General features: G+C 61.0%; 17 protein-coding genes. 4 read left to right on the top strand and 13 right to left on the bottom strand.

Annotation, left to right across the window (positions count from 1 at the left end; translation table 11 throughout):
• Positions 1-6 precede the first annotated feature (6 nt).
• The 7 genes from Q0248_RS04620 to greA all read right to left on the bottom strand — a co-directional run bounded on the left by Q0248_RS04620 (position 7) and on the right by greA (position 7,143).
• Positions 7-1,317 (bottom strand): folylpolyglutamate synthase/dihydrofolate synthase family protein, encoded by a 1,311-nt coding sequence (locus Q0248_RS04620; protein ID WP_299320249.1) that lies wholly within the window; start codon positions 1,315-1,317, stop codon positions 7-9.
• Positions 1,318-1,338: 21 nt separating this feature from the next.
• Positions 1,339-2,622 (bottom strand): adenylosuccinate synthase, encoded by a 1,284-nt coding sequence (locus tag Q0248_RS04625; RefSeq protein WP_299320250.1) that lies wholly within the window; start codon positions 2,620-2,622, stop codon positions 1,339-1,341.
• A 531-nt stretch (positions 2,623-3,153) separates the two neighbouring features.
• Positions 3,154-3,480: a MerR family transcriptional regulator gene (locus Q0248_RS04630; RefSeq protein WP_211789316.1), complete on the bottom strand. Its 327-nt coding sequence runs from the start codon at positions 3,478-3,480 to the stop codon at positions 3,154-3,156.
• Positions 3,481-3,507: 27 nt separating this feature from the next.
• Positions 3,508-4,500 (bottom strand): type I phosphomannose isomerase catalytic subunit, encoded by a 993-nt coding sequence (locus Q0248_RS04635; RefSeq protein WP_299320254.1) that lies wholly within the window; start codon positions 4,498-4,500, stop codon positions 3,508-3,510.
• Between the two features lie 36 nt (positions 4,501-4,536).
• A complete protein-coding gene (locus tag Q0248_RS04640; protein ID WP_299320256.1) occupies positions 4,537-6,177 on the bottom strand; it encodes an ABC-F family ATP-binding cassette domain-containing protein in 1,641 nt (546 codons plus the stop codon).
• A gap of 73 nt (positions 6,178-6,250) precedes the next feature.
• The gene (locus tag Q0248_RS04645; protein WP_299320258.1) at positions 6,251-6,646 is read right to left on the bottom strand and encodes an HIT family protein; all 396 of its coding nucleotides are present in this window, start codon (positions 6,644-6,646) and stop codon (positions 6,251-6,253) included.
• A gap of 26 nt (positions 6,647-6,672) precedes the next feature.
• The gene (gene greA, locus Q0248_RS04650; protein ID WP_211789320.1) at positions 6,673-7,143 is read right to left on the bottom strand and encodes a transcription elongation factor GreA; all 471 of its coding nucleotides are present in this window, start codon (positions 7,141-7,143) and stop codon (positions 6,673-6,675) included.
• Positions 7,144-7,774: 631 nt separating this feature from the next.
• On the opposite strand from greA, the gene Q0248_RS04655 reads away from it, so the two are divergent.
• The 4 genes from Q0248_RS04655 to Q0248_RS04670 are packed head-to-tail and all read left to right on the top strand — an operon-like array spanning position 7,775 to position 12,680.
• Positions 7,775-9,031 carry an ectonucleotide pyrophosphatase/phosphodiesterase gene (locus Q0248_RS04655; protein ID WP_299320263.1) on the top strand — a complete coding sequence of 419 codons (1,257 nt, stop codon included), beginning with the start codon at positions 7,775-7,777 and terminating at the stop codon, positions 9,029-9,031.
• Between the two features lie 7 nt (positions 9,032-9,038).
• Positions 9,039-9,590 (top strand): DUF4924 family protein, encoded by a 552-nt coding sequence (locus tag Q0248_RS04660; protein WP_299320265.1) that lies wholly within the window; start codon positions 9,039-9,041, stop codon positions 9,588-9,590.
• Positions 9,591-9,625: 35 nt separating this feature from the next.
• Positions 9,626-11,221 carry a peptide chain release factor 3 gene (locus Q0248_RS04665; protein ID WP_299320267.1) on the top strand — a complete coding sequence of 532 codons (1,596 nt, stop codon included), beginning with the start codon at positions 9,626-9,628 and terminating at the stop codon, positions 11,219-11,221.
• 40 nt (positions 11,222-11,261) lie between these two features.
• Positions 11,262-12,680 carry a Gfo/Idh/MocA family oxidoreductase gene (locus Q0248_RS04670; protein ID WP_299320270.1) on the top strand — a complete coding sequence of 473 codons (1,419 nt, stop codon included), beginning with the start codon at positions 11,262-11,264 and terminating at the stop codon, positions 12,678-12,680.
• A gap of 436 nt (positions 12,681-13,116) precedes the next feature.
• Here Q0248_RS04670 and Q0248_RS04675 read toward each other — a convergent pair whose 3' ends face one another.
• The 6 genes from Q0248_RS04675 to Q0248_RS04700 all read right to left on the bottom strand — a co-directional run bounded on the left by Q0248_RS04675 (position 13,117) and on the right by Q0248_RS04700 (position 23,092).
• On the bottom strand, positions 13,117-14,973 hold the full coding sequence (locus tag Q0248_RS04675) for a sulfatase-like hydrolase/transferase (protein ID WP_299320272.1): 1,857 nt from the start codon (positions 14,971-14,973) through the stop codon (positions 13,117-13,119).
• Between the two features lie 112 nt (positions 14,974-15,085).
• On the bottom strand, positions 15,086-16,108 hold the full coding sequence (locus tag Q0248_RS04680) for an FAD:protein FMN transferase (protein WP_299320274.1): 1,023 nt from the start codon (positions 16,106-16,108) through the stop codon (positions 15,086-15,088).
• Between the two features lie 53 nt (positions 16,109-16,161).
• Positions 16,162-17,115 (bottom strand): glycosyltransferase family 2 protein, encoded by a 954-nt coding sequence (locus tag Q0248_RS04685; protein ID WP_299320277.1) that lies wholly within the window; start codon positions 17,113-17,115, stop codon positions 16,162-16,164.
• Between the two features lie 27 nt (positions 17,116-17,142).
• Positions 17,143-17,667, bottom strand: coding sequence for a DUF4199 domain-containing protein (locus Q0248_RS04690; protein WP_299320278.1), 525 nt, complete (start codon positions 17,665-17,667; stop codon positions 17,143-17,145).
• A gap of 490 nt (positions 17,668-18,157) precedes the next feature.
• Positions 18,158-20,668: a primosomal protein N' gene (gene priA / locus Q0248_RS04695; protein WP_299320280.1), complete on the bottom strand. Its 2,511-nt coding sequence runs from the start codon at positions 20,666-20,668 to the stop codon at positions 18,158-18,160.
• Between the two features lie 15 nt (positions 20,669-20,683).
• Positions 20,684-23,092: a BamA/TamA family outer membrane protein gene (locus Q0248_RS04700; protein WP_299320283.1), complete on the bottom strand. Its 2,409-nt coding sequence runs from the start codon at positions 23,090-23,092 to the stop codon at positions 20,684-20,686.
• Positions 23,093-23,098 lie beyond the last annotated feature (6 nt).

Here is a 23,098-nt window from a genome sequence, read left to right on the forward strand (position 1 = left end):
GAGTAGTTATTTAGTGTTGTGATAGATGCTGATGAGGTCCGCCACGAGGAAGTTGCTCCCCCCGACGAAGATGAGCTCACCCGCTGCTGCTGACGCCTTCGCAGCCTCTAGCGCAGCGCTGATATCAGGGTAGGCCTCGCCTCGGAGGCCGTAGTCCGCAGCGAGCCCCTGCAGCTCTCTAGCTGGCAGCGCCCGTGCGACACGTGCGGCCGTGAAGTAATAACGAGCCTCGGGCGGCAATAGTGCGAGGACGTGGCGGACGTCCTTGTCGCTCACCATGCCGAAAATGATGTGCAGCGGACAGCCTAGAGAGCGTAGCTGCTCGACCACGTAGCGGATGCCGTCCTCATTATGCCCCGTGTCGCAGATGACCCAAGGGGAGCAGCTTAGCGTCTCCCAGCGGCCGCGCAGTCCCGTGAGGGCGCAGACTTCGGCAAGACCTTTGCTGACGGCTTCGTCAGAGAGCTCCAGACCTAGGCGGCGCAGCTCCTCGACGGCAGTGAGGATGGTCGGGAGGTTGTAGCGCTGCGCTGCGCCACCGAGCTCGAAGTATACGGCGCGCTCCGTTTCTCTTTGCCCCTGAGGACGGAGATAGAGGGTCTGCCCTATGGCCTCGGGCTGGGAGCGGACAAAGCGGAATTCTGTGGCAGCGAGCCGTAGTGGGGCTGCTTCCTCCTCTGCACGCCTTCGGAAGGTCTCCAGCACCTCGGGCTCCTCAGCGCGCCCGATGATGACGGGCGTCTGGGGCTTGATGATGCCCGCCTTCTCATGGGCGATCTTCGCCAGCGTGTCCCCTAGGTACTGAGTGTGGTCGAGGCTAATGCCCGTGATGATCGAGAGGATAGGGGAGATGATGTTGGTACTATCCAGTCGGCCGCCCATCCCTACCTCGATGATGGCGTAGTCTACCTGCTGGTCGCGGAAGTAGCAGAAGGCCATGAGCGTCGTGAGCTCGAAGAAGGAGGGCCGTAGCTCCGTGATCTGCGCTCGGGCGCCCTCGGTGAAGCGCACGACGTAGTCCTGGTCAATAGGCTGGCCATTGACGCGTATGCGCTCGCTGAAGTCTAGGAGGTGAGGCGAGGTGAAGAGGCCTACACGGTAGCCCGCAGACTGTAGGATCGCCGCGAGACTATGGGAGGTAGAGCCCTTGCCATTGGTACCAGCTACGTGGATGGAGGGGAAGGCGCGGTGAGGGTGCCCGTAGTGTGCATCCAGCTCGCGCGTCGTATCCAGCCCAGGCTTATAAGCGCTAGCCCCCACCTCTTGGAAGGCAGGGGTAGCGGCATATAGATATTGGAGTGCTTCGGTATAGGTCATGTAGCAGCAGACTCCCCTCTGCTAGGGAAGTAGCTCGGGATGTAGCGCGATGGTCTGCGCTCGGTCAGGGCCGACAGATACTACGGCGATGGGCACCCCGATCTGCTCCTCGATGAAGGCGATGTAGTCCCGCAGCTCCTGGGGGAAGTCCTCGTAGCGCGTCAGCTGCGTGGTGTCGCACTTCCAGCCCTTGAGTTCGGTGTAGTGCGGCTTGACCTCGTCGCTGAGCTCGTAGGGGAAGCTGCGCGTCAGCTCGCCCTTGATCTCGTAGTCGGTACAGACGCGGATCGTGTCAAAGCTATCCAGCACGTCGCTCTTCATCATGATGAGGCGCGTGGCGCCATTGAGCATCACCGTGTAGCGCAGAGCTACCAGGTCGAGCCAGCCGCAGCGACGGCGGCGCCCCGTGACAGAGCCGAACTCATGCCCCAGCGAGCAGAGGCGCTCGCCCGTCTCATCAAAGAGCTCGGTGGGGAAGGGCCCCGAACCGACTCGGGTGCAATAGGCCTTGAAGATGCCGTAGACCTCACCGATATGCCGTGGTGCTACGCCTAGGCCGGTGCAGCAGCCTGCGCTGATGGTGCTGCTCGAGGTGACGAAGGGATAGGAGCCGAAGTCGATGTCCAGCAGTGAGCCCTGGGCTCCCTCCGCTAGGACGCTCTGCCCGCGGTGTAGCGACTCGTTGACGAAGTGCTCGCTGTCTACGAAGGTGAACTCCTGTAGGTAGCGTATGCCCTCCATCCACTGCTGCTCCAGCTCCTCAAGCCCCTCTACGGGGTAGTTCCAGGCACGCAGTAGCGCCAGGTGTCGCTCCTTGGCTGCCTGATAGCGCTCCTCCAGCTGGTGCTCGATGTCGCCTACACGCAGTCCCGTGCGCCCGATCTTGTCCGTATAGGTGGGACCGATGCCCTTGCCTGTGGTGCCGATCTTGGCCGAACCCTTGAGTGCCTCCTGCGCTGCGTCGATGTAGCGGTGCGTGGGGAGGATCAGATGGGCCTTGCGCGAGATAAGGAGACGCTTGCGGAGGTCGTGCCCGCTACGCGAGAGCGCACGAGCCTCCTCGGCGAAGAGGATGGGGTCGAGTACTACACCATTGCCTATGACATTGAGCTTGTCCCCCTGGAAGATCCCCGAGGGGATGGAGCGCAGGATGTACTTCTTGCCCTCGAACTCTAGGGTGTGCCCTGCGTTGGGCCCACCCTGGAAGCGAGCTATGAGGTCATAGGAGGGGGTCAGGACATCGACGATCTTGCCTTTGCCTTCGTCGCCCCATTGCAGTCCGAGCAGGACATCAACTTTCTTCATTATAGTATCGAGTGTGTATCTGTGATTCGTTCGCTTACGGTGAGTCAGTTCGCCTAGCATTGGTGCACCAGCCCAATGAGTGGTGCTACAAATATAGTCATATTTGCTAGGCTATATCCATCCTTTCGCTCGCTTGCTTAGGGTAGCGGTGTTAGAATGCCTCCAGCGTGCCCCTTGCCTTGGGCTAAGAGCGAAGGGACAGCCAAGTCCTAGTGTAGCGCGGCTATGCGGAGGGAGCTTCTGAGGGATATCAGTCAGCTCCTTGAGGGACGTCAGTCACGAGCCTGATGGGTGTCAGTGAGGAGGCTGAGGGATATCCCTCGCGGAGCTGGGGGGTAAGGCGCCGGCCTCGTCCTCGCTCCCTATGCCCCTTGCTAGAAGGTCTCGGGCAAGTCTCTGGTCGCTGACCCTTGGCTTGCTACCCGCCCCAAGATAGGGACGGTGCTACCTGCCCTCGAGCTGGCTCCAAGGTATCTGTGGGGCTTGCGCAGGAGCCCCACGAATCCTTAATGCGAATAGTGCGTCCGCTCGCTAGGACTCTAGCTGTGCCCTGAGCTCAAGTAGACGCTCACGGATCTGGCGTAGCCGTGTGAGCGTATCGAGCTGCGTATCCAGACGCTTCTTGGTACGCTTCAGTTCGTCCTGCGCACCCTCGATGGTGAACTTACGTACGCGCAGTAGATACTGCACGGTACGTATGTTCTCTATATCCTGCTGGGTATAGCGCCTGGCTCCCTTGTCGCAGTGCGCGGGGGCGAGGTGCGGGAACTCCGACTCCCAGTGGCGCAGGGTAGAGACCTGCTCCCCGAGGAGATGGGCGACCTCCTTGATGCGGTAGTAGAGCTTGGAGCCAGCCATAGGGGAAGTCTGACTACAGTAGGGAGACTACAGCTCGGGGATGTAGGTCTCGAGCAGCTTGCAGCTGGGGCTGGGCAGGAGCGTCAGTTCGCTATTCTCAGCAGGGACCAGCGCACTCTGTCCCTGATGGAGCTTGACCTCGTAGCCTGCGGCGTCACGCAGCGTCAGTGCACCCTCCATACAAATGTAGATGACGAAGCTATCCAGGGCGCTCCAGTCGCGGTGGAGTGGAGCGTCGAGGTCGAGGAGCTTGGTCTCGAAGTAAGGACAGGAGACGAGGTCGACGGGCTGATCCTTGGCGGGCGTATAGGCCGTGCGGTAGTCGTCCTGTAGCTGGTAGTCGATGGCATCCTTGGCGAGCTCGGTGTGCAGCTCACGCTTGTTGCCCGCTGCGTCGGTGCGATCGTAGTCGTAGATGCGGTAGGTGATGTTGGAGGTCTGCTGGATCTCGGCGATGAAGCAGCCTGCACCGATGGCGTGGACGCGCCCTGCGGGGAGGAAGAAGACGTCGCCAGGCTTGACCTCGTACTCGGCTAGAGCCTCTACGATCGTACCCTCGGCGATGCGCTTCACGTAGTCCTCGGGTGAGGACTGGACGGCGAAGCCGCTGTAGAGCTTAGCTCCCTCAGCGGCGGAGATGACGTACCACATCTCCGTCTTGCCGAAGGAGTTGTGGCGCTTCATGCCCAGTGCGTCATCGGGGTGCACCTGTATGGAGAGGTAGTCACGTGCGTCGATGAACTTGATGAGCAGTGGGAAGCGGTCACCGAAGCGCGCCTTCACGCGTGCCCCGACGAGGCGGTCGCCATAGGTGCGGAGCAGCTCGTCGAGGTTCTGCCCCTTGAGGGCGCCCTCGGCTACGATGCTGTAGTTGTCATCGACGTGAGAGATCTCCCAGCTCTCGCCCACCTTCTTGTCATCGGGCTCGAGTCCCTTGAAGGGGCGGATGTCTTGGCCTCCCCAGATGACTTCCTTGAGTAGGGGGGCGAAGGTCAGAGGGTATAGTGTCTGCTGTGCCATAGGTCTATAAGTGTTGCTATCAGTAAGTGTTCGTGATTATCCTTGGGTACGCTCCAGCTCGCGGAGGTTCTCCATCTTCTTTCGTTGCATGAATTCGTAGATCCCCTCGAGGTGCTCTGTGACCTTGCCGCCGCCGAACTCGTAGACCTTGCTGACGAGCCCGTCGAGGAAGTCACGGTCGTGCGAGACGAGGATGAGCGTCCCGTCGTAGGCTAGGAGGGCTTGCTTGAGGACCTCCTTAGTCTTCATGTCGAGGTGGTTAGTGGGCTCGTCGAGGATGAGGAGATTGTAGGGCTCGAGGAGCAGCTTGAGTAGCGCCAGACGTGTGCGCTCTCCGCCAGAGAGTACCTTGACCTTCTTGGCCGAGGCCTCTCCACCGAACATGAAGGCCCCCAGTAGGTCCTTGATCTTGGTGCGTATCTCCCCCTCAGCGATGTCGTCTATCGTCTGGAAGACGGTGCGTGTCTCGTCCTCTATGGCCGCTTGGTTCTGGGCGAAGTAACCGATCGAGACGTTATGCCCGAGCGTCAGGGTACCCTCGTGCTCGAGCTCCTTCATGATACAGCGTACCAGCGTACTCTTCCCCTCGCCGTTCTTCCCGACGAAGGCGATCTTGTCTCCACGCTCGATCATCAGGTCGACCCCAGAGAAGATGCGCTTGTCCTCGAAGGCCTTGCCGACGCCCTCCATTTGTACGGGGTAGGTGCCCGAGCGAGGGGCTGGTGGGAAGCGGAGACGGATGGCGGAGCTGTCTATCTCATCGACCTCGACGAGCTCTAGCTTCTCTAGCATGCGCACACGGCTCTGCACCTGGTTGGTCTTGGAGTAGGTGCCCTTGAAGCGCTCGATGAAGTCCTGGGTCTCTGCGATGAACTTCTGCTGCTCCTCATAGGCCTTCTGCTGCTGCTCGCGGCGCTCAGCGCGTAGGCGCTGGTACTCGCTGTAGTTGACCTTGTAGTCATAGATGCGCCCCATGGTGATCTCTAGGGTGCGCGCCGTGATGTGGTCTACGAAGGCGCGGTCGTGGCTGATCACGACGACGGTCTGCCCCGTCTCGATGAGGAAGTCCTCCAGCCACTGGATGGACTCGATGTCTAGGTGGTTGGTCGGCTCGTCCAGGAGGAGGACGTCGGGCTTCTGCAGCAGGAGCTTCGCCAGCTCAATACGCATACGCCAGCCGCCACTGAACTCTGAGGTCTGTCGGTCGAAGTCGCTACGCTTGAAGCCCAAGCCCAGTAGCGTCAGCTCTACGGCCTTGTCGTAGTTGATCTCCTCGATGGCATAGTACTTCTCCCCGAGGGTAGAGACCTCCTCGATGATAGCCATATACTCGGGTCTGTCGTAGTCGGTACGTGTCGTCAGCTGCTCGTTGAGCTCCTCCATGCGTGCCGCCATAGCGTGTATATGGCTGAAGGCCTGCTCTGTCTCCTCGAAGACGGTGCGCCCATCCTCCGTCAGTAGGTGCTGGGGCAGATAGGCTACCTTGACCCCCGAGGGTACGTTGACCTTCCCTCGGGTAGCCTCGCGGGTGCCGCTGAGGATCTTCAGTAGCGTGGACTTCCCCGCGCCGTTCTTACCCATCAGGGCTATACGGTCCTTGGGGTTGATGACGAAAGAGATGTTGGAGAATAGGGGAGCGCCACCGATCTCAACGGTGAGCCCATCGACAGATATCATATAGAATATATGGGTAGTAAAGGTCTGCGGGGATCGTGCCGCAGGGCGGGGTGAGGCGGCCTCGAGGGGATAGCTAGACTAGCGCCGCTGCACGCAGGCGGGCGGCCATGTCGGCGAGCTCATCCTGGCTCGGCTGTAGCTTCTTCTTGAGGTCGATGTCCCCCTCGGTGTTAATGGGGACCAGGTGGATGTGGGCATGATTGACCTCTAGGCCAAGGACGAGGACAGCCACCTTGCGGCACTGGGTCACGGCCTTGATCTGGGCTGCGACCTGCTTGGCGAAGATCATCATACGCCCGAGGAGCTCGTCCTCGAGGTCGAAGAGGTAGTCCTCCTCTAGGCGAGGGATGACGAGCGTATGCCCCATCTTCAGGGGGGCGATGTCGAGGAAGGCATAGAACTCCTCGCTCTCAGCGACGCGATGCGAGGGGATCTCCCCCTCTATAATGCGGGTGAATAGGCTAGGCATAGTGTGTACGGTCTGTGTGGAGGGTACTAGAAGCTGATCTCGAGGATCTCGAGAGAGAGCAGTCCGCCAGGGGTCTGTACCTCGACGACATCCCCGACCTTGCGTCCCATGAGGCCCTTGGCAATGGGGGTATTGACGGAGATCTTCTTCTCCTTGAGGTTGGCCTCAGAGTCCGAGACGAGTGTGTAGACGAGCTCTGCCTTGGTCTTGGTGTTGCGGATGCGCACCTTGTTGAGGATCTGCACGGCCTCGGTGCCGAGGCGTGATTCGTCGATGATGCGGGTGTTGGCTAGCGTGGCCTTGAGCTGTGAGATCTTGGCCTCGAGGAGCCCTTGGGCTTCCTTGGCCGCGTCGTACTCGGCGTTCTCAGAGAGGTCGCCCTTATCTCGGGCCTCTGCGATCTGGCGGGAGATCTCGGGGCGCTGGATGGTCTCCAGCTCGTTGATCTCGGCGACGAGCTTGTCATAGCCCGCCTTGGTCATATAGTTGTATGCCATAGAAGGGAGGGAGTTCCTATCGACTCCGTTCGTTGTGATTACTCGGGATGATTACAATAGCGAACCCTACTCCAGCCAGTTAGCCGTCGTAGGGTTCATAAACAAAGGTACGACAATTATCCGAATAGCTCTTGGCAGGGCGTACGCTTTGTCTTGAGCCCGCATTCGTCCCTCTAGAGACAGCATCGCTACAAGCAGAGCTGGATGGCTTGTCTCTTCCGCTTTGGGCTGAGCTGCGTAGCTCCGAGCATAGCCTCGCCCATGCCCTCCCAGCGGAGTGCCTCGGGAGGTGGAGTAGGGCGGCAGCTCAGTCCTAGCTCGGTGAGGGATACCCCTGAGCCTCGCTGACCGATATCCCTGAGCTGCGTGACTGACGTCCCTCAGTCGCCTCACTGATATCCTTCGGGAGGCCTCCCCCTTAGCTCGCAGCATCGCTGCGTCTTGTCCCCCCCCTGTGCTGTCTATATAATGTAGAGGAGGAGCCAAGGGAATCATCAGGCCTCAGCGCTGAGCTCGTACCGCTCGGACTGGCATAGGCGCGGCTTTTTTGCTACCTTTGCTCCTGCAAATAGAGCGAGATCAGGATGATCCGCTACGGACTTGGGAGACTAAGTCCTACACTTATCTAAGAATGAGAAGGATTAACTCACTGCTCCTTCCGCTCCTGATGGGGGCGGGACTGCTTAGCCTTGGGCTGGGCAGCTGTGGCGTATCTAAGCAACACACTCCGGCTGGGCTAGCAGAGGCTAGCGACCGCTACGTCGTCGTACTCTCACTTGATGGCTTCCGTGCCGACTATCAGGGGCGGGCACATACACCGAACCTTGATCGTATGGATGCCGAAGGGCTGTCGGGTCGCTTCCGTCCGTCCTATCCTACCCTTACCTTCCCCAATCACTATGCGATGGCCACGGGGCTGTACCCGAATAACCATGGGCTCGTGGGCAATGAGTTCTGGGACGAGCGTGGTGCGCACTATAAGCTGGGGGATCGCGCCGCTGTCGCCGACCCAGCCTTCTACAAGGGCGAGCCTCTGTGGAATGTAGTCCGTCGCCACGGGATGAAGTCCGCGAGCTTCTACTGGGTCGGGAGTGAGACCACCGTCGGCGGGCATCAGCCCGATCGCTGGAAGAAGTTCGACGACAAGGTACCCTATACCGACCGCGCTGACTCGGTGCTGGCTTGGCTCCAGCTCCCCGAGGCGGAGCGCCCCCGTCTCCTGATGTGGTACATCGAGGAGCCCGACCATACGGGACATCACGAGAGTCCCGAGTCGCCGAAGACGCTACGCATGGTAGAGAAGATGGACTCCGTCGTCGGCTACTTCCGTCAGCGCCTAGCCCAGCTACCGCTCGCACACAAGGTGGACTTCATCCTCGTGTCGGATCACGGGATGGCGAGCTTCGACAAGAGCAAGGCGGTGAACCTGGCGGACTACCTCCCCTTGGATAGCTTCGAGCACGTCGCCACGGGTCCCTTCACCCACCTCTATCCGAAGAAGGGCTACACCGAGACGGCCTACCGCATCCTCAAGCGTGTGCCTCATGTAGAGGTCTATCGCAAGGGGGAGCTGCCTCAGAGCCTACACTTCGGCTCCAGCCCTCGTATCGGGGAGCTGGTCGTCAAGGCCGATCTCGGGACGCAGATCTACTTCAGTCCTCGGGGTATCCCTGCCCAGAGCTTAGCGGCAGGGCATGGCTTCGACAACAAGCACGAGGAGATGCTGGCGGTCTTCAAGGCCGTTGGGCCAGACTTCGAGGCGGGGCGTCGTATCGCTCAGCCTATCCCCAACATCACGCTCTATCCATTGGTCTGCCGTCTCCTCGGGATCACTCCGGGGAAGCACGACGCTGATCCGAAGCTCGCCGAGCGCCTCATCAAGAAGTAAGACTACCATGTACGTAGCCCAGGCCAAGCGCAAGGAGAACATCGTCGAATACCTGCTCTACATGTGGCAGGTGGAGGACCTCATCCGTGCTGCAGGTGTAGACATGGAGGGCGTGGAGCGGCTCATCTTGCCCCGCTATGGCGAGCGCAGTGAAGCTGAGCGCCGTGAGCTCTACCGCTGGTACTCCGAGCTGGTGGACATGATGCGCGCCGAGGGCAAGCAGCAAAGTGGCCACCTGGACGTCCATCGCATCGTGCTGCTGCAGCTGGAGGAGCTCCATCGCCGTCTGCTGGCCAATAGTGAGGACTACGTCTACTCGGGGATGCACCTGCAGATCCTCCCTGCCCTCATCCAGCTACGCGCCAAGGGTGCCAAGGAGGAGAGCGAGCTGGAGACGGCGCTCAGTGCCGTCTATGGCTACCTTACCCTGACGCTCAAGGGGCAGGAGATCTCCGAGGAGACACGGCAGTCGATGAAGCAGATCAGCTCCTTCCTCGCCCTGCTGGCCCACCGCTACCAGATGGAGCAGACGGGCAGTGATCTAGAGCCTCAGGCCTAGTCTTGCCCCCACTCAGAATAGACACAAGAATCGTAATGAACGAGTATAAGGACGAAATAGACCAGCGGCGAACCTTCGCCATCATCAGCCACCCGGACGCCGGGAAGACGACCCTAACCGAGAAGCTCCTGCTCTTCGGGGGGGCTATCCACGTAGCAGGAGCCGTCAAGAGCAACAAGATCAAGAAGACGGCCACCAGTGACTGGATGGAGATCGAGAAGCAGCGTGGGATCTCTGTGGCGACGTCCGTCATGGGCTTCGAGTACGCGGGGCATAAGATCAATATCCTCGACACCCCAGGGCACCAGGACTTTGCTGAGGATACCTTCCGTACGCTCACAGCCGTAGACAGCGTCATCATCGTCATAGATGGAGCCAAGGGGGTAGAGGCACAGACCCGTCGCCTGATGGAGGTCTGCCGTATGCGCAAGACGCCCGTCATGGTCTTCATCAACAAGATGGACCGCGAGTGTCAGGACCCCTTCGACCTCCTGGACGAGATCGAGCAGGAGCTGCAGATACGCGTCCGTCCCCTCTCCTGGCCCATAGATATGGGGCAGCGCTTCCGTGGGGTCTACAATATCTACCAGCAGGGGCTGAACCTCTTCACGCCCGACAAGCAGCGCATCACCGAGAGCGTCTCCATCGCGGATATCCATTCTCCTGAGCTGGAGCAGCACATCACGGCAGAGCAGGCCGAGCGTCTGCGCGCCGACCTGGAGCTAGTGGATGGCGTGTACCCAGAGTTCGATCGGACGGAGTACCTAGCGGGCGATCTCGCTCCTGTCTTCTTCGGCTCGGCGCTGAATAACTTTGGAGTGCAGGAGCTGTTGGACTGCTTCGTCGAGATCGCCCCCTCGCCGCGCCCCGTCCGTGCCGAGGAGCGCGAGGTGTCCCCTTACGAGCCTGCCTTCACCGGCTTCGTCTTCAAGATCCACGCCAACATGGATCCCAATCACCGCAGCTGTATCGCCTTCGTCAAGATCTGCTCGGGGCGCTTCGAGCGCAACGCTAGCTACAAGCACGTGCGCCTAGGCAAGCAGTTTAAGTTCAGTAGTCCCACAGCCTTCATGGCCCAGCGCAAGGAGACGGTAGAGGAGGCCTATGCGGGTGATATCATCGGCCTGCCTGATACGGGCAACTTCCGTATCGGCGACACGCTCACTGCAGGCGAGGAGCTGCACTTCCGCGGCCTGCCCAGCTTCTCCCCCGAGCTCTTCAAGTACATCGAGAACCAGGATCCGATGAAGACCAAGCAGCTCGCCAAGGGCATCGACCAGCTGATGGGAGAGGGTGTCGCACAGCTCTTCACCAATCAGTTCAACGGGCGCAAGATCATCGGCACCGTAGGGCAGCTGCAGTTCGAGGTCATCCAGTACCGCCTATTGCACGAGTATGGGGCTGCCTGTCGCTGGGAGCCCGTCAATCTCTACAAGGCCTGCTGGATCGAGTCCGACGACCCTGCCGAGCTCGAGAACTTCAAGCGCCGTAAGGCCCAGTACATGGCTAAGGACCTCGCTGGCCGTGACGTCTATCTGGCCGACTCGGGCTATGTGCTGACGATGGCCCAGCAGGACTTCCCCAAGATCCGCTTCCACTTCACCTCGGAGTTCGGAGGTGCTGACGTTTAATACCCACCCAACACGTAATATTCACTAACACCCTTCTCTCATGAAGACAAGAAAGTTGCTCTCCGTCGTGGCGCTTGCGGCGACGGTGGCGCTCACGGTCTGCGCCTGCGGAACCGTGAAGCTGAAGAAAAACACCAAGACACACATCATCGAGACGGTCGTGCCTAAGCGTCCCGCTGGGCAGAAGGACGTCCTGGGGCTGCGCCTTGCCCCCATGCCCGTGGTGCGTGTAGGCTTCATCGGCCTCGGGATGCGCGGTCCCGGCGCTGTCGAGCGCTTCACACACCTTGATGGCGTCCAGATCAAGGCCCTCTGCGACCTCCATCCCGAGCGCGTGGCCAAGAGCCAGAAGTACCTCGAGAAGGCAGGCCTGCCTGCAGCCACCGAGTACAGTGGTAGCGAGGATGCCTGGAAGAAGCTCTGTGACCGCGATGATATCGACCTCGTCTATATCGCCACTGGGTGGCAGCACCACGCAGAGATGATGATCTACGCCATGAACAAGGGCAAGCACGTCGCCTGTGAGGTGCCCGCCGTCATGACCCTCAAGGAGGCTTGGGACGTCGTCAACACAGCCGAGCGCACCCAGCGTCACTGCATGATGCTGGAGAACTGTGTCTACGACTTCTTCGAGCTCACGACGCTCAACATGGCTCAGCATGGCCTCTTCGGCGAAGTGCTGAGCGCTAAGGGCGGCTATGTTCACAACCTCGAGCCCTTCTGGAAGTACTACGATGCCAACTGGCGTCTGGAGGCCAACATCGGCTTCCGTGGCGACATCTACGCTACGCATGGCCTTGGCCCCGCCTGCTGGGTGCTCAACATCCACCGCGGCGACCGCATGGACTACCTCATCAGCATGGACGTCCCCGCTACGACCCTTCCCCGCTTCATGCGTGAAGAGATGAAGATCGAGAACCCCCAGGTCAAGAACGGCGAGATGACGCAGACGCTCATCAAGACTGTCAAGGGCAAGACCATCTATCTCGAGCACAACGTCACCTCCTACCAGCCCTACAACCGCTACTACCAGGTTATCGGCTCGGACGGCTTCGCTAACAAGTACCCCAAGCAGGGCTATTGCCTCCGTCCTACCGAGGAGTCTAAGTCTGCCGTCCCCAACCACGAGGACCTCAAGAGCCACGACTACGTCAGCGATGCTACGCGTGATGCGCTGATGAAGAAGTACCAGCACCCCATCCACGCTGAGATCGCTGAGAAGGCGAAGAAGGTCGGTGGTCACGGTGGTATGGACTTCATCATGGACTATCGCCTCATCTATTGCCTGCACCATGGCCTACCCCTCGATATGGACGTCTATGACCTAGCCGAATGGTCTTCTATCGGTGAGCTCACGGAAATCTCGCTGAATCACCACTCCGCTCCCGTAGCAGTGCCTGACTTCACGCGCGGTGCGTGGAATCGCCTCAAGGGTCTCCAGCTGTACTACGCTAAGTAAGGCTTAGCAAGGAGCGGACAGCCGCTTGCTGTCCCTCAAAGGACTAGGCCCCGCGAGCTCGAGTAGCTCGCGGGGCCTAGTCTTTTGCTTTTAGGTAGGTGGGGGCTAAGCGCTCCAGTAGCACCCGCGTAGGACAAGCCGCGTAGGGATCAAGCGCTGGGTATCGTGTCTTGCTTTTCCATCCTAAGGCTAGCCCTACAGGAAAGACTGCAAGGCCTTGTCCAAAGCCGCCCCGTAGTAGGAGGAGGGGTGGAGCAAGCCAACAGTCTTCACTTAGCTCTCTGAGGGATATCTCTCAGCCCTCTGACTGATATCCCTCAGGACTCCCTTCCCCTAGCTCATAGTACGCTGGGAGGCCTTTCTCCCTTCGATCTGAGACAAGGTGGGGGAGGAGTGAGACTATGGTCTTTTGGCCGCGGAGGAGTGGGCGAGAGGCCTACTGACGGAAGAAGCTATTGAGGCGCTGCACGGCCTCGTTGAAGCGTCGACTGTCGATCTTGTAGTCTAGGATGGGCTTCATCTTAGGGTCGTAGACCTCTAGAGCGCCCTCGGCGGTCTTCTCGAGGATGGTGTCTCCCTCGATGATGAAGGCGTAGTTGAGGTTACTGCCGACGATGTGCCAAGTGCGTGGCGTGGGGTCGCTGAGTAGGCGTCCCATGCTGTAGTCGCTTGGGTCGTTCTTCACGCCCAGCCAGTCGTGCATCAGGGTCGCCACGAGGTCGTAGTGCGTGGTGCGGTAGTCGATGTGCCCCGGCGCCTGCCCAGGGAAATGGCAGATGAAGGGTACGCCGAGCTGCGGGTCAGCGAAGTTGCTGTTGTGTCCCCAGTAGTTGCGGCCGCTCTCGTTGAACTCCTGCCCGTGGTCTCCCGTGAGGATGACGATAGTATTCTCCAGCGCGCCCGAGCTCTGGAGCGAGCCGAAGATGCGCCCGAGCAGCAGGTCATCCTGGTAGCAGGTGTTGCGGTAGAGGTTCCACATCGGCGTGGGATCGCTGTCCTTGCTGAGGCGGGTGTAGTCGGCGAATTCCCAGGCGGGAGAGAAGCGCTGGTTGAGCTCCTTGGGCAGCTCGAAGCTGTGAGGCAGGTCGAAGAAGAGGAAGGAGAAGAGCGGGCGCCCCGAGGCCTGGCGCTGGGGGAGCTCGGAGAGGTAATCCTCGGTGAGGCGTCTATCACGCTCGAGCGAGCTGGCGCCGGGGGTGGAGGTACGCAGCCCAGGGATCTGCTTGAAGAGGACGCTGGCGAAGTTGGGGTTCTCCAGTGTCGCGCTGGGATAGGCACGCATATCGTACCCGAGCTCGCTGAGCCGGCTGATGAGTAGCGGCTGTACGTGCGAGGCCTCGAACTCCTCCCAGTAGTAGCAGCTGAGGCCGAAGAAGAGCCCATAGACTCCGCTACGGGTGCCATTGCTGGCACTCTTGTGATCGGTGTACCACTGGCTACGCTGAGCAAAGGCGTAGGTCGCGGGCATGGTCTCGGGGGTGAGCGCACGCTTATTCCACGAGTCGAGGAGGATGATGAGGATGTTGGGCAGCTGCTTGGGCTGCTCCTTCACTAGCGGACGGCGAGGATAGTTCACCAGCCCAGAGCCACCGCGCTGGAGCGCCTCTAGGTCACTGGGCGAGTGGAAGCCTAGGCGCAGCATCAGACTGTAGGAGGTCGTGGGGAAGTAGTAGGGGAGGAGCTTGGCGCTGCGTACGATGGAGGGGCGCGAGACGAAGGCGCCGTAGATGTGCATCAGATGGGCCAGCAGCGTCGCACCCAGGATCAGTCCTAGCCCCCAGCCCCAATAGGCACGCCCATGACGGCGCCACAGCCAGCTCGCCAGGAGATAGATGCCGAGGCTCAGTAGGCCTATCCCGAGGAGTAGCATCCCCTCGCGCAGGTAGAGCGCGGTATCGAAGTTGAAGACCTCACCCGCTCCTGGGCCGAAGACCATATTGAGGATGAAGCCATTGATGTGGAAGCGGTAGATCGCGTAGACCTGAGCATCGAGCTGGCAGAGGATACTCATCAGGCCCGTGAGCAGCGTCTGTACCCAGAGCGCATAGCGGCCTGGCCGTAGGGCGATGAGGAGGCTCGCGATGAGGTAGGCAGGGAGCATCAGACAGCCCGCATGGGAGAGGCAGGAGGCTAGATAGAAGGTGTAGCCGAGCGCATCCATCAGCTCCATCGTCGTGCTGCCTAGGAGCTGGAGGAGGAACTGCAGGGCTAGGAGCAGCGTCCCGCCTAGGTAGAGGAGGAAGCCCTGCTGGAGGAGGCCGCGTCTCTGAGTCGTGGGGCTCATGCGTATCATTCGTCTATTGGCTGGGTGATAGGATAGCACGCGGGGCGGCAGGCTGATATCCAGTTGCCGCCCCGCGCTGCTGTGCTAGGAGTGGGGAGCAGCCTGTGACGGCTGCTGTACATTACTTGATGACGAGCTGCTCGAAGCCTGGGCTCATCACCGTATGGTAGCCTCCCTCGGGGTTGCCGAGGATGAGCATATACTCCACACCAGGGAAGTGGCGGATGAGTGCAGGCACCTCGCTGGCCTGACGCGTCATACAGGCGGTGGCCAGACCATCGGCGAGCATGCAGCTCGGGGCGATGATCGTCGCGCTCAGCACGTCGGTCTGCATGGGGTAGCCACTCTTGGGGTCGATGGTGTGGGCGTACTTCTTCCCCTTGATGATCTTGTAGTTGCGGTAGTTACCCGAGGTCGCCAGACCTCCTGCATCCTGGGGAAGACGGATGCGTAGCTCGTAGTCATTGACGCTCCCTGAGGGGTCGTCTATGGGCTTATCGATACCGATGACCCAGCGTTCGCCCTGGGGGTTCTTCCCCTGGAAGGCGATCTCTCCGCCCAGCTCGACGAGGTAGTTGCTGGCTCCTCGCTCCTTGAGGAGGCGCCCCACAAGGTCGGCGCAGTAGCCCTTGGAGATGGAGGAGAAGTCGATCTTCATACGTGGATCAGCCTTCAGCATCTGTGCTCCATTGAGCTGCACCTTTTGGTAGCCGACCAGCTGACGTACGCTGTCGACGATGTGCGAGGTGATGCTGTCGCCCTTCTTCTCGAAGCCGAAGCCCCAGAGATTGATCAGCGGCGCGCAGGTCACATCATAGCTGCCCTCCGTGTGACGCGAGATCTCGACCGACTGTAGGAAGACTTCGCGGAGCATCGAGTCCGTCTCGGAGGATTCGTTGCGATTGATCGCAGCGATGAGACTGGTGGAGTCGAAGGGGTTCAGCGAGTGGCTGAAGGAGTGAAAGGTCGAGTCGATCGCCTTGCTGTAGTCCGTGCCTAGATCGTACTGGATGGAGAAGTAGGTGTGGAAGACTTCGCCTGTGAGCTTCGTGTACTGACTGCGCTTGGTGCTGCCCGAGCAGGCGCTGAGTAGCGCCAAGAGCCCGAGCCCATAGATACTGATACTACGACGTAGCTGATTCATGACGATATGGTCTATGATGTGAGGTATAGGGATGTCAGCTGCTGTGGGAGGGGCTAGAGCTCCTCCTCGATCTTATAGTCGTTGCGGTCCTGAGACTGGCGGGCGAGCAGCTCAGCGATGAAGCCCGCTAGGAAGAGCTGCGTCCCGATGATCATTGCGGTAAGGGCGATGAAGAAGTAGGGACGGCTCGTGACGAGCGGCGCAGGGGTATTCGTCCAGATGTGGAAGAGCTTGCTCCCCAGTACTACCAAGAGGGCGATGAAGCCAATGACGAACATCAGGCTTCCCCCGAGGCCGAAGAAGTGCATCGGCTTACGGCCGAAGGTGGAGGTAAACCAAAGGGTGATGAGGTCGAGGTAGCCGTTGACGAAGCGGCTGAGCCCGAACTTGCTCTCGCCATACTTACGTGCCTGGTGCTGGACGACCTTCTCGCCGATGCGGGAGAAGCCCGCTACCTTCGCCATGTAGGGGATGTAGCGGTGCATGTCGTTGTAGATCTCGATGCTCTTGACCACCTCAGCGCGATAGGCCTTGAGCCCGCAGTTGAAGTCGTGTAGGTTATGTATGCCCGAGAGATGACGGGCCGTAGCGTTGAAGAGCTTGGAGGGGAGATTCTTGCTCAGCACGGGGTCGTAGCGCTTCTGCTTCCAGCCGCTCACGAGGTCGTAGCCCTCCTCGCGTATCATACGATAGAGCTCGGGGAGCTCGTCAGGGCTGTCCTGCAGGTCGGCATCCATGGTGATGACGACATCGCCCTTGGTGCGCTCGAAGCCGCACTGCAGCCCAGGGGACTTCCCATAGTTGCGGCGGAACTTGATGCCACGCACGGCAGGGTTAGCCGCCTGCAGCTGCTTGATCACCTCCCAGGAGGAGTCCGTGCTGCCGTCATTGACGAAGATGATCTCGTAGCTGTAGCCGTGTGCCTCCATGACCCGGCGTATCCAGGCCTCGAGCTCGGGGAGTGATTCGGCTTCGTTGTATAGAGGGATGACGATGGATATATCCATAGTGGTATGCTGGTGGAGATAAGGGCGCTATTGGTAGAAGGGGCGCTGTCGTAGGGCAAGCCCTACAAGGGCTCCCCATACGAGGCCCAGGAAGAGGGTGAAGCAGTAGTCTACCCAGAGCCACTGCCATAGCGGAGTCGCCTCGAGGCTAGCCAGCGACTCCTGTAGCTGCTGCCCTAGCGCCTGAGGCTGATTGCTCAGCATCTCGTGGAGCTGATCGAGGATCTCGGGGATGAAGTAGCGGAAGTAGAAGTACTGCGGGATCAAGGCGAGGATCCCCCCGAAGACGTGCTGGCGCAGGGTATAGCTCAGCCCCTGGAGCCAGCTGAAGCCCGTGCTGGGCGTGGCTACCTGATCGCGGTAAGCCTTGGTGAGGCGATAGGCGGTATAGGGTATGAGGATGAGCCCAGCAAAGTAGATGAGGCTGAAGAAGGGGTAGCCGAGGCCTAGGATGCGGGCAAGGTAGGTCAAGCAGAGGACGCTGCCGAGCTTGAGCCCGTCGCGGGCAATAGAGGCTGTGGGCTTGAGTTTATCTTGTTCTTGGGTGCTCATGTGGTGCGCTTTATTCGCCACAAAGGTAGTACATATCGCTCTATCCCTCAAGCGTCACCGCTCGCTAGGCGTGGCTGAGGCCTCTGCCCTGTCACCCCGTTAGGGGCAGCCCCGCCGAGCACTTGTCGCGAGGCTAAGGGGCCGCGCGAGGCCTTAGCCCCCCCTGCCGCCCCTCGTGAGGGATACCCCTCAGCCTCCTGATGGCTATCCCTCACACACGTCACGGACGTCCCTCAGTGCGCTGACTGATATCCCTCAGCGCGCTGCTCCTTGTGCCTGAGGAGTATGGGGAGCTTAGTGGGTACTTCGCTGGAAGTAAGCTGAGGGGAAGGGACAAGGGGGAGCGGGATGCCTCCACTTGGGCAGGGAAGTGCGCTTCCCTAAGGGAGGAAGTGCGTGCTCCCCGTGTTGCCCCGTTCGGAAGGGGTATAGCTCGTCCTCCTGCGCCAAGGCGCTGGATGAGGTCTAGGGGCAGATGTAGCGGGAGGAACTAGAGGGGGTCCACGTCATAGGTGATCTGTACGCGGCGGCTTTCTGGGTAGCTGCTGTAGAGATGAGCGCGGGCGGTGGTGAAGGCGACACGCTCCTCACTATAGCTGCAGCCGAAGGGACGGCGTACGGTGATCTGACGCTGGTAGAAGCCCTCGACGCGTCCGACGGAGGGGACGAGGGCTTCACTGACTTCGCCCTGAGGTAGGAGGGCTCTGAGCGACTGGTGTAGGATGAGCCCGACCCGCGCCAAGAGCTCAGCATCCCGTGCCCGTAGCTGGACGTAGGTGATACGCCAGAAGGGCGGGTAGTGGAGCTCCTGTCGCTCGACGAGTGTCTTGCGGATGAAGCGCTCATAGTCGTCGCTACGCAGCTCCGAGAGGAAGGGGCTATCGGGGGAGGAAGTCTGTAGGAGGAAGTCCGTGGGCTCGGTGTGGGCACCCTGCGCCGTGCGCAGGCGTAGCTGGTAGAGCAGCTGGAAGGCGCGCTCCTCAGAGCGGAAGTCGGGGTAGCCTAGGATGGCATCGAGCTGGATGACGGCCACGAGCCCGAGGTCGCGCCACACGTCCTGCCCCTTGATGAGCTGCGTACCGATGAGGATGTCTACATCGCCCCGCTCCAGCTGCTGCTGTATCTCCAGCTGGCGGCGACGCGAGGAGAGGGTATCGCTATCTATACGCAGGATCTGGCGCTCGGGGAAGAGCCGCTGCAGCTCCTCCTCCACGCGCTCGATGCCGTAGCCTACCTGGCGCAGGGCGGGGCGTGTCTCCCCGCGTCTGGTCGTGATGCTGTCGGTGCCACAGCTGGGGCAGCACTCGGGTAGCGCCTCGCTATGGCCGCAGTAGTGGCAGAGTAGGGCGTGGCGCGCTCGGTGGTAGGTGAGGCTGACGTCACAGTTGGGGCAGAGGATGCGTGAGCCACAGCTGTCGCAGAGGATGTAGGGGGCGTAGCCTCGTCTATTCTGTACCAGCAGCACAGGGCGTCCAAGGCCGAGCTGCCGCTGGATCTCAGCGTAGAGCGGCGGCGAGATCATCGAGCCATAGGGCATATCATGGCTCCGCCTGAGGCCCGACAGATCGATGACCCCGAGCTGGGGTAGGGGGGCAAGGGTAGCCTCGGGCTCGGGGCGCAGCAGCTGATACTTACCGCGGAGGGCGTGGAAGAGGACTTCGGCCGAAGGGGTCTCCGAGGTCAGCAGCACCTTAGCTCCGAGCTCGTGGGCGCGCCATAGCGCCACATCTCGAGCGTGGTAGCGGGGGGCTGTGAGCTGCTGCTTGTAGAGGTATTCGTGCTCCTCGTCGACGATGATGAGCCCGAGGCGGGGCAGGGGGAGGAAGATCGCGCTACGTGTGCCGAGGACGACGGTGGGCTCCTCTAGAGAGGCCAGGCGCTGGTAGGTCTCCACGCGCAGTGCCTCGGAGAGGAGGCTATGGTAGGGGTAGTAGGCGTCGGGGAGGAGGCGCTCCAGGCGCTGCTGTAGCCCGAAGTGCGCCCCTATGGAGCCTGCGGCCGCACTTAGGATGAGCACCTGCTGCCCTGCCGCTAGGGCCTGCTGTGCCTGGGCGACGATGAAGTCCTCTGTCCCCTGGCGGCTATTCCCCCAGTAGAGCGTCACCGGGGTTGTGAGGGGAGGGACATTAGTCGCCGTCATGGGGGCTTCGTCCTCGGCGTGCAGCTGCTGCCTGAGGCGACTTTTCGGGAGCTCGAGGAGCTCAAGGATTCCCTTATCGACAAGCGCCTTGAGGGGTGCATTGCCCTGGGGGAGGTGCTCTAGGAGCAGCGCTCGGTGTAGGGGCTCCTCTAGGGACGAGCCTGCCTGCTGGTGCAGCTCGAGGAAGCGCTCCAGCAGCTGAGCTTGGCGTGGGGCACGCCGTAGTGCGTCATAGGCCTCGGCGAGTAGCCCTTCGTCCTGACGGTAGGGCTCGGCGAGGCGGAGGTAGCGCTCTAGTCTCGGCTTATACTTCGTCTGCAGCTGTTCCTCCGTGGTGAGGGCTCCGAGGCTCAGCAGGTGGAGTATAGGCTGCGTCAGCCTACGCCCGAGCTGGAGCTCCAGCTGCTGTATGGAGAGGGGACGTGCGGCAGCAGACAGCAGGTCGAGGAGGCGACACTCGAGCTCGCTGAGGGCTGTCTCCGCTGTGAAGTCCTCATTGAGGAGGAGCATCGTCTTACTCTCGGGCAGGAGCGCCGAGGGCAGGGCTACACGCAGGACGGAGCCCAGGGGGCAGCAGTAGTAGTAGCTCATCCATTGCCACTGCCGTAGCTGATCGGCAGGCACCAGCGGCTCAGCGTCAAGGACCTGCTCGATGGGGCGGAGCCTCTGCCCCCCAGCCTCCTCCTCGGCCAAAGGCTGTAGGCGAAGGATGACGGCCGTGTAGTAACGCTTGGTACCGAAGGGGACGACGACACGACAGCCAGGGGCGAGCTGCGGATAGCGCGCCAGCAGTTCGTCGGAGACAAGGTAGCTGTAGCTACCCTCTACGGCTAGGGGGATGATGAGCTCTGCCTGATACATCGTGCGGCTGGGGGCTTAGAAGGGATAGCCGATGGCTAGGTGGTAGCCGATGGCGTCCTTGAAGCGCGGGATATTGTACCAGCCCCTGCGCTCGGTAGCATAGGGTAGATGCAGCCCTATGCCGACGTCGAAGCGCACGACGAGGAAGGATAGATCGTAGCGCAGCCCTGCCCCCGTACCCACGGCGATCTGATCCAGCAGGCGGGGCAGCGAACCCGCCTCGGAGAGCGCAGCCCCAGGGCGCGAGGCGTCGGGGCGTAGGAGCCATACGTTGCCCGCGTCGAGGAAGACCGCGGCGTGGCAGTCGCCGAAGAGACGGCCGCGGTACTCGAGGTTCGCCTCGAACTTGAACTCCCCGACGCGATCCATGAAGGAGTAGGCATTCTCATCCTCCGTGCGGAAGCGCCCTGGGCCGATGCTGCGCACGGTGAAGGCACGTATGCTGTTGGCCCCTCCGACGTAGAACTGCTCGATGTAGGGTGCCGTCGTCGCATTGCCATAGGCATAGAGCGCGCCCGTAGCTAGACGTGTGGCGATCGTCTGATTGCGATCGATACGCCAGGAGTAGCGCATATCCAGCGCTGCCTTGACGAACTGAGCGAAGGGCACACCGAAAAGCTTCTTCGTCTCGCCGTAAGGGCGGCCAGAGAGGCTCTCTAGGGCATTGACGACGTTTCCTGCCTCGCTGACCTCGCCGAAGAGCTGCAGGAAGTGCGGGCTCTGCTCGGGCTGATGCGTGTAGGTGAAGTAGTAGGCGAGCTTGGGGATGAACTGATTGCGCAGCGAGAGGCCGAGGGCGGGATTCTCCTCGAGGAGCTTGTCGAAGCGTGCCGTCGTATGTGACAGCTGGGTATAGCTTAGGCTCAGGGGAACCAGCCTATGGCTCCAGCGCTCCGAGGGCTGGAAGCTGTACTCCATCGATAGGGAGAGCGAGCGCAGCGTATAGTAGCGGGCATGGTTGATGGCCTGCGCCCCGAGCTTGAAGCTCGTGCTGGTGGGGTACTTGTAGTAGCTGTCCAGCATGCTGGGGAAGAGAATCGTCGGGAAGACGAGGCTAAGGTCGCCGCCGAGCTGATAGCTATTGATGGAGACGGAGCTCCCGTCGGATGGGCTACGTCCCGTCTGCCACTCATAGGAGCCGTAGAGGTTCGCCGAGAGGCGTTCCCCGCCACCGAAGAGGTTGTTGCGATCGAGTGAGAGGGATACCCCAGGGCCCATATAGTTGTTGGACTTCTTCATCATCGCCGCCCCGATATAGGCGGACCAGGGGCGGCTGGGGCGTAGGAGGACCATGAGATCAAGGTCGCCTATACTATCCATCACCGAGGGGAAGCTACGGCGTAGGCTGTCGCTCGCAGTGCTATCGGCACTAGCATTACCCTTCGTCTCCTCCCGCTTGGAGAAGTAGAACTCAACCGAGGAGAAGGCCCCGAGGTTATTGAGCGCCGCTAGGGTGCTCGCCTCCTCGCTGCTTTTATAGATCGCCTGGGGCGTCATGCGGATACGAGAGGCAAGCATCCGAGGACGTACGAGGGGCTTGTCCGTGTAGTAGAACTTCAGCCCTGGCCCTAGGTCTACGCTATCGGTAGCAAGTGAGCCGAGACGCTCATTGTCATCGGGCAGTAGGCGTAGCTGGATATCTCCGACGCGCCACTGCCTTAGGGCTTCGGAGGGCGTATCAGGGGCTAGGCGCGTGCGCAGAGCTACGTGCCCGGGCTTCTGTAAGGTGTCCGCCTCGTAGGTGATGTAGTCGCTCTTGAGGTAGTAGTAGCCGTGCTCTCGGAGGAAGGCCGTCGCGATGTCTCGGTCGGCCTGTAGGGCCTGCATGGAGAAGGGACCCCCGCGGTGTAGATAGCTCAGGCGTTCGTGGCGGAAGAAGCGGTCCTTACGGATAGGCACAGGGGGGAAGTAGCTGACGCTATCCAGTAGGTAGAGCGCCCCAGGGGTGATCTCATAGCTCACCTTGGCCTGTAGGGAGTCGCTCGGCATGGGGTGAATGGAGGCACGTACCTGAGCCGATAGGTAGCCGCGGTCGCGTAGGGCCTGCTGGGCGACCTTGGCGCGTAGCGCAGGGCTGACATCGCGCATCCATACGGGGCGGGAGGTCAGGCGGCGCAGTCCCTTGGTGAGCCAGGTGGGATGCGACGAGAGGCTCATATAAAGGTAGGGGCTCACCAGCGGGAAGGGGAAGCGCAGGGAGTTACTCCCCAGGATGGCTCCATTGGGAGCGTAGCTTAGCTTGGCCTCCGCCTCCGCCAGCGCATCCCCGAGGTAACCCCCTTTGGCTTTGCCGACGACATCAATGGACTTGACGCCGATGTAGAGCTGGTCATCGGGCCCCTGATAGCGGTGCAGAGAGCAGCTAGCGAGTGTGGTCAGTGTGAGGGCTCCGAGCAGGAGGTAGGGTGTCCGTATAGGCTGCATGGTGGG

The organism is uncultured Porphyromonas sp., assembly GCF_938046015.1.
Taxonomy (GTDB): Bacteria; Bacteroidota; Bacteroidia; order Bacteroidales; family Porphyromonadaceae; genus Porphyromonas.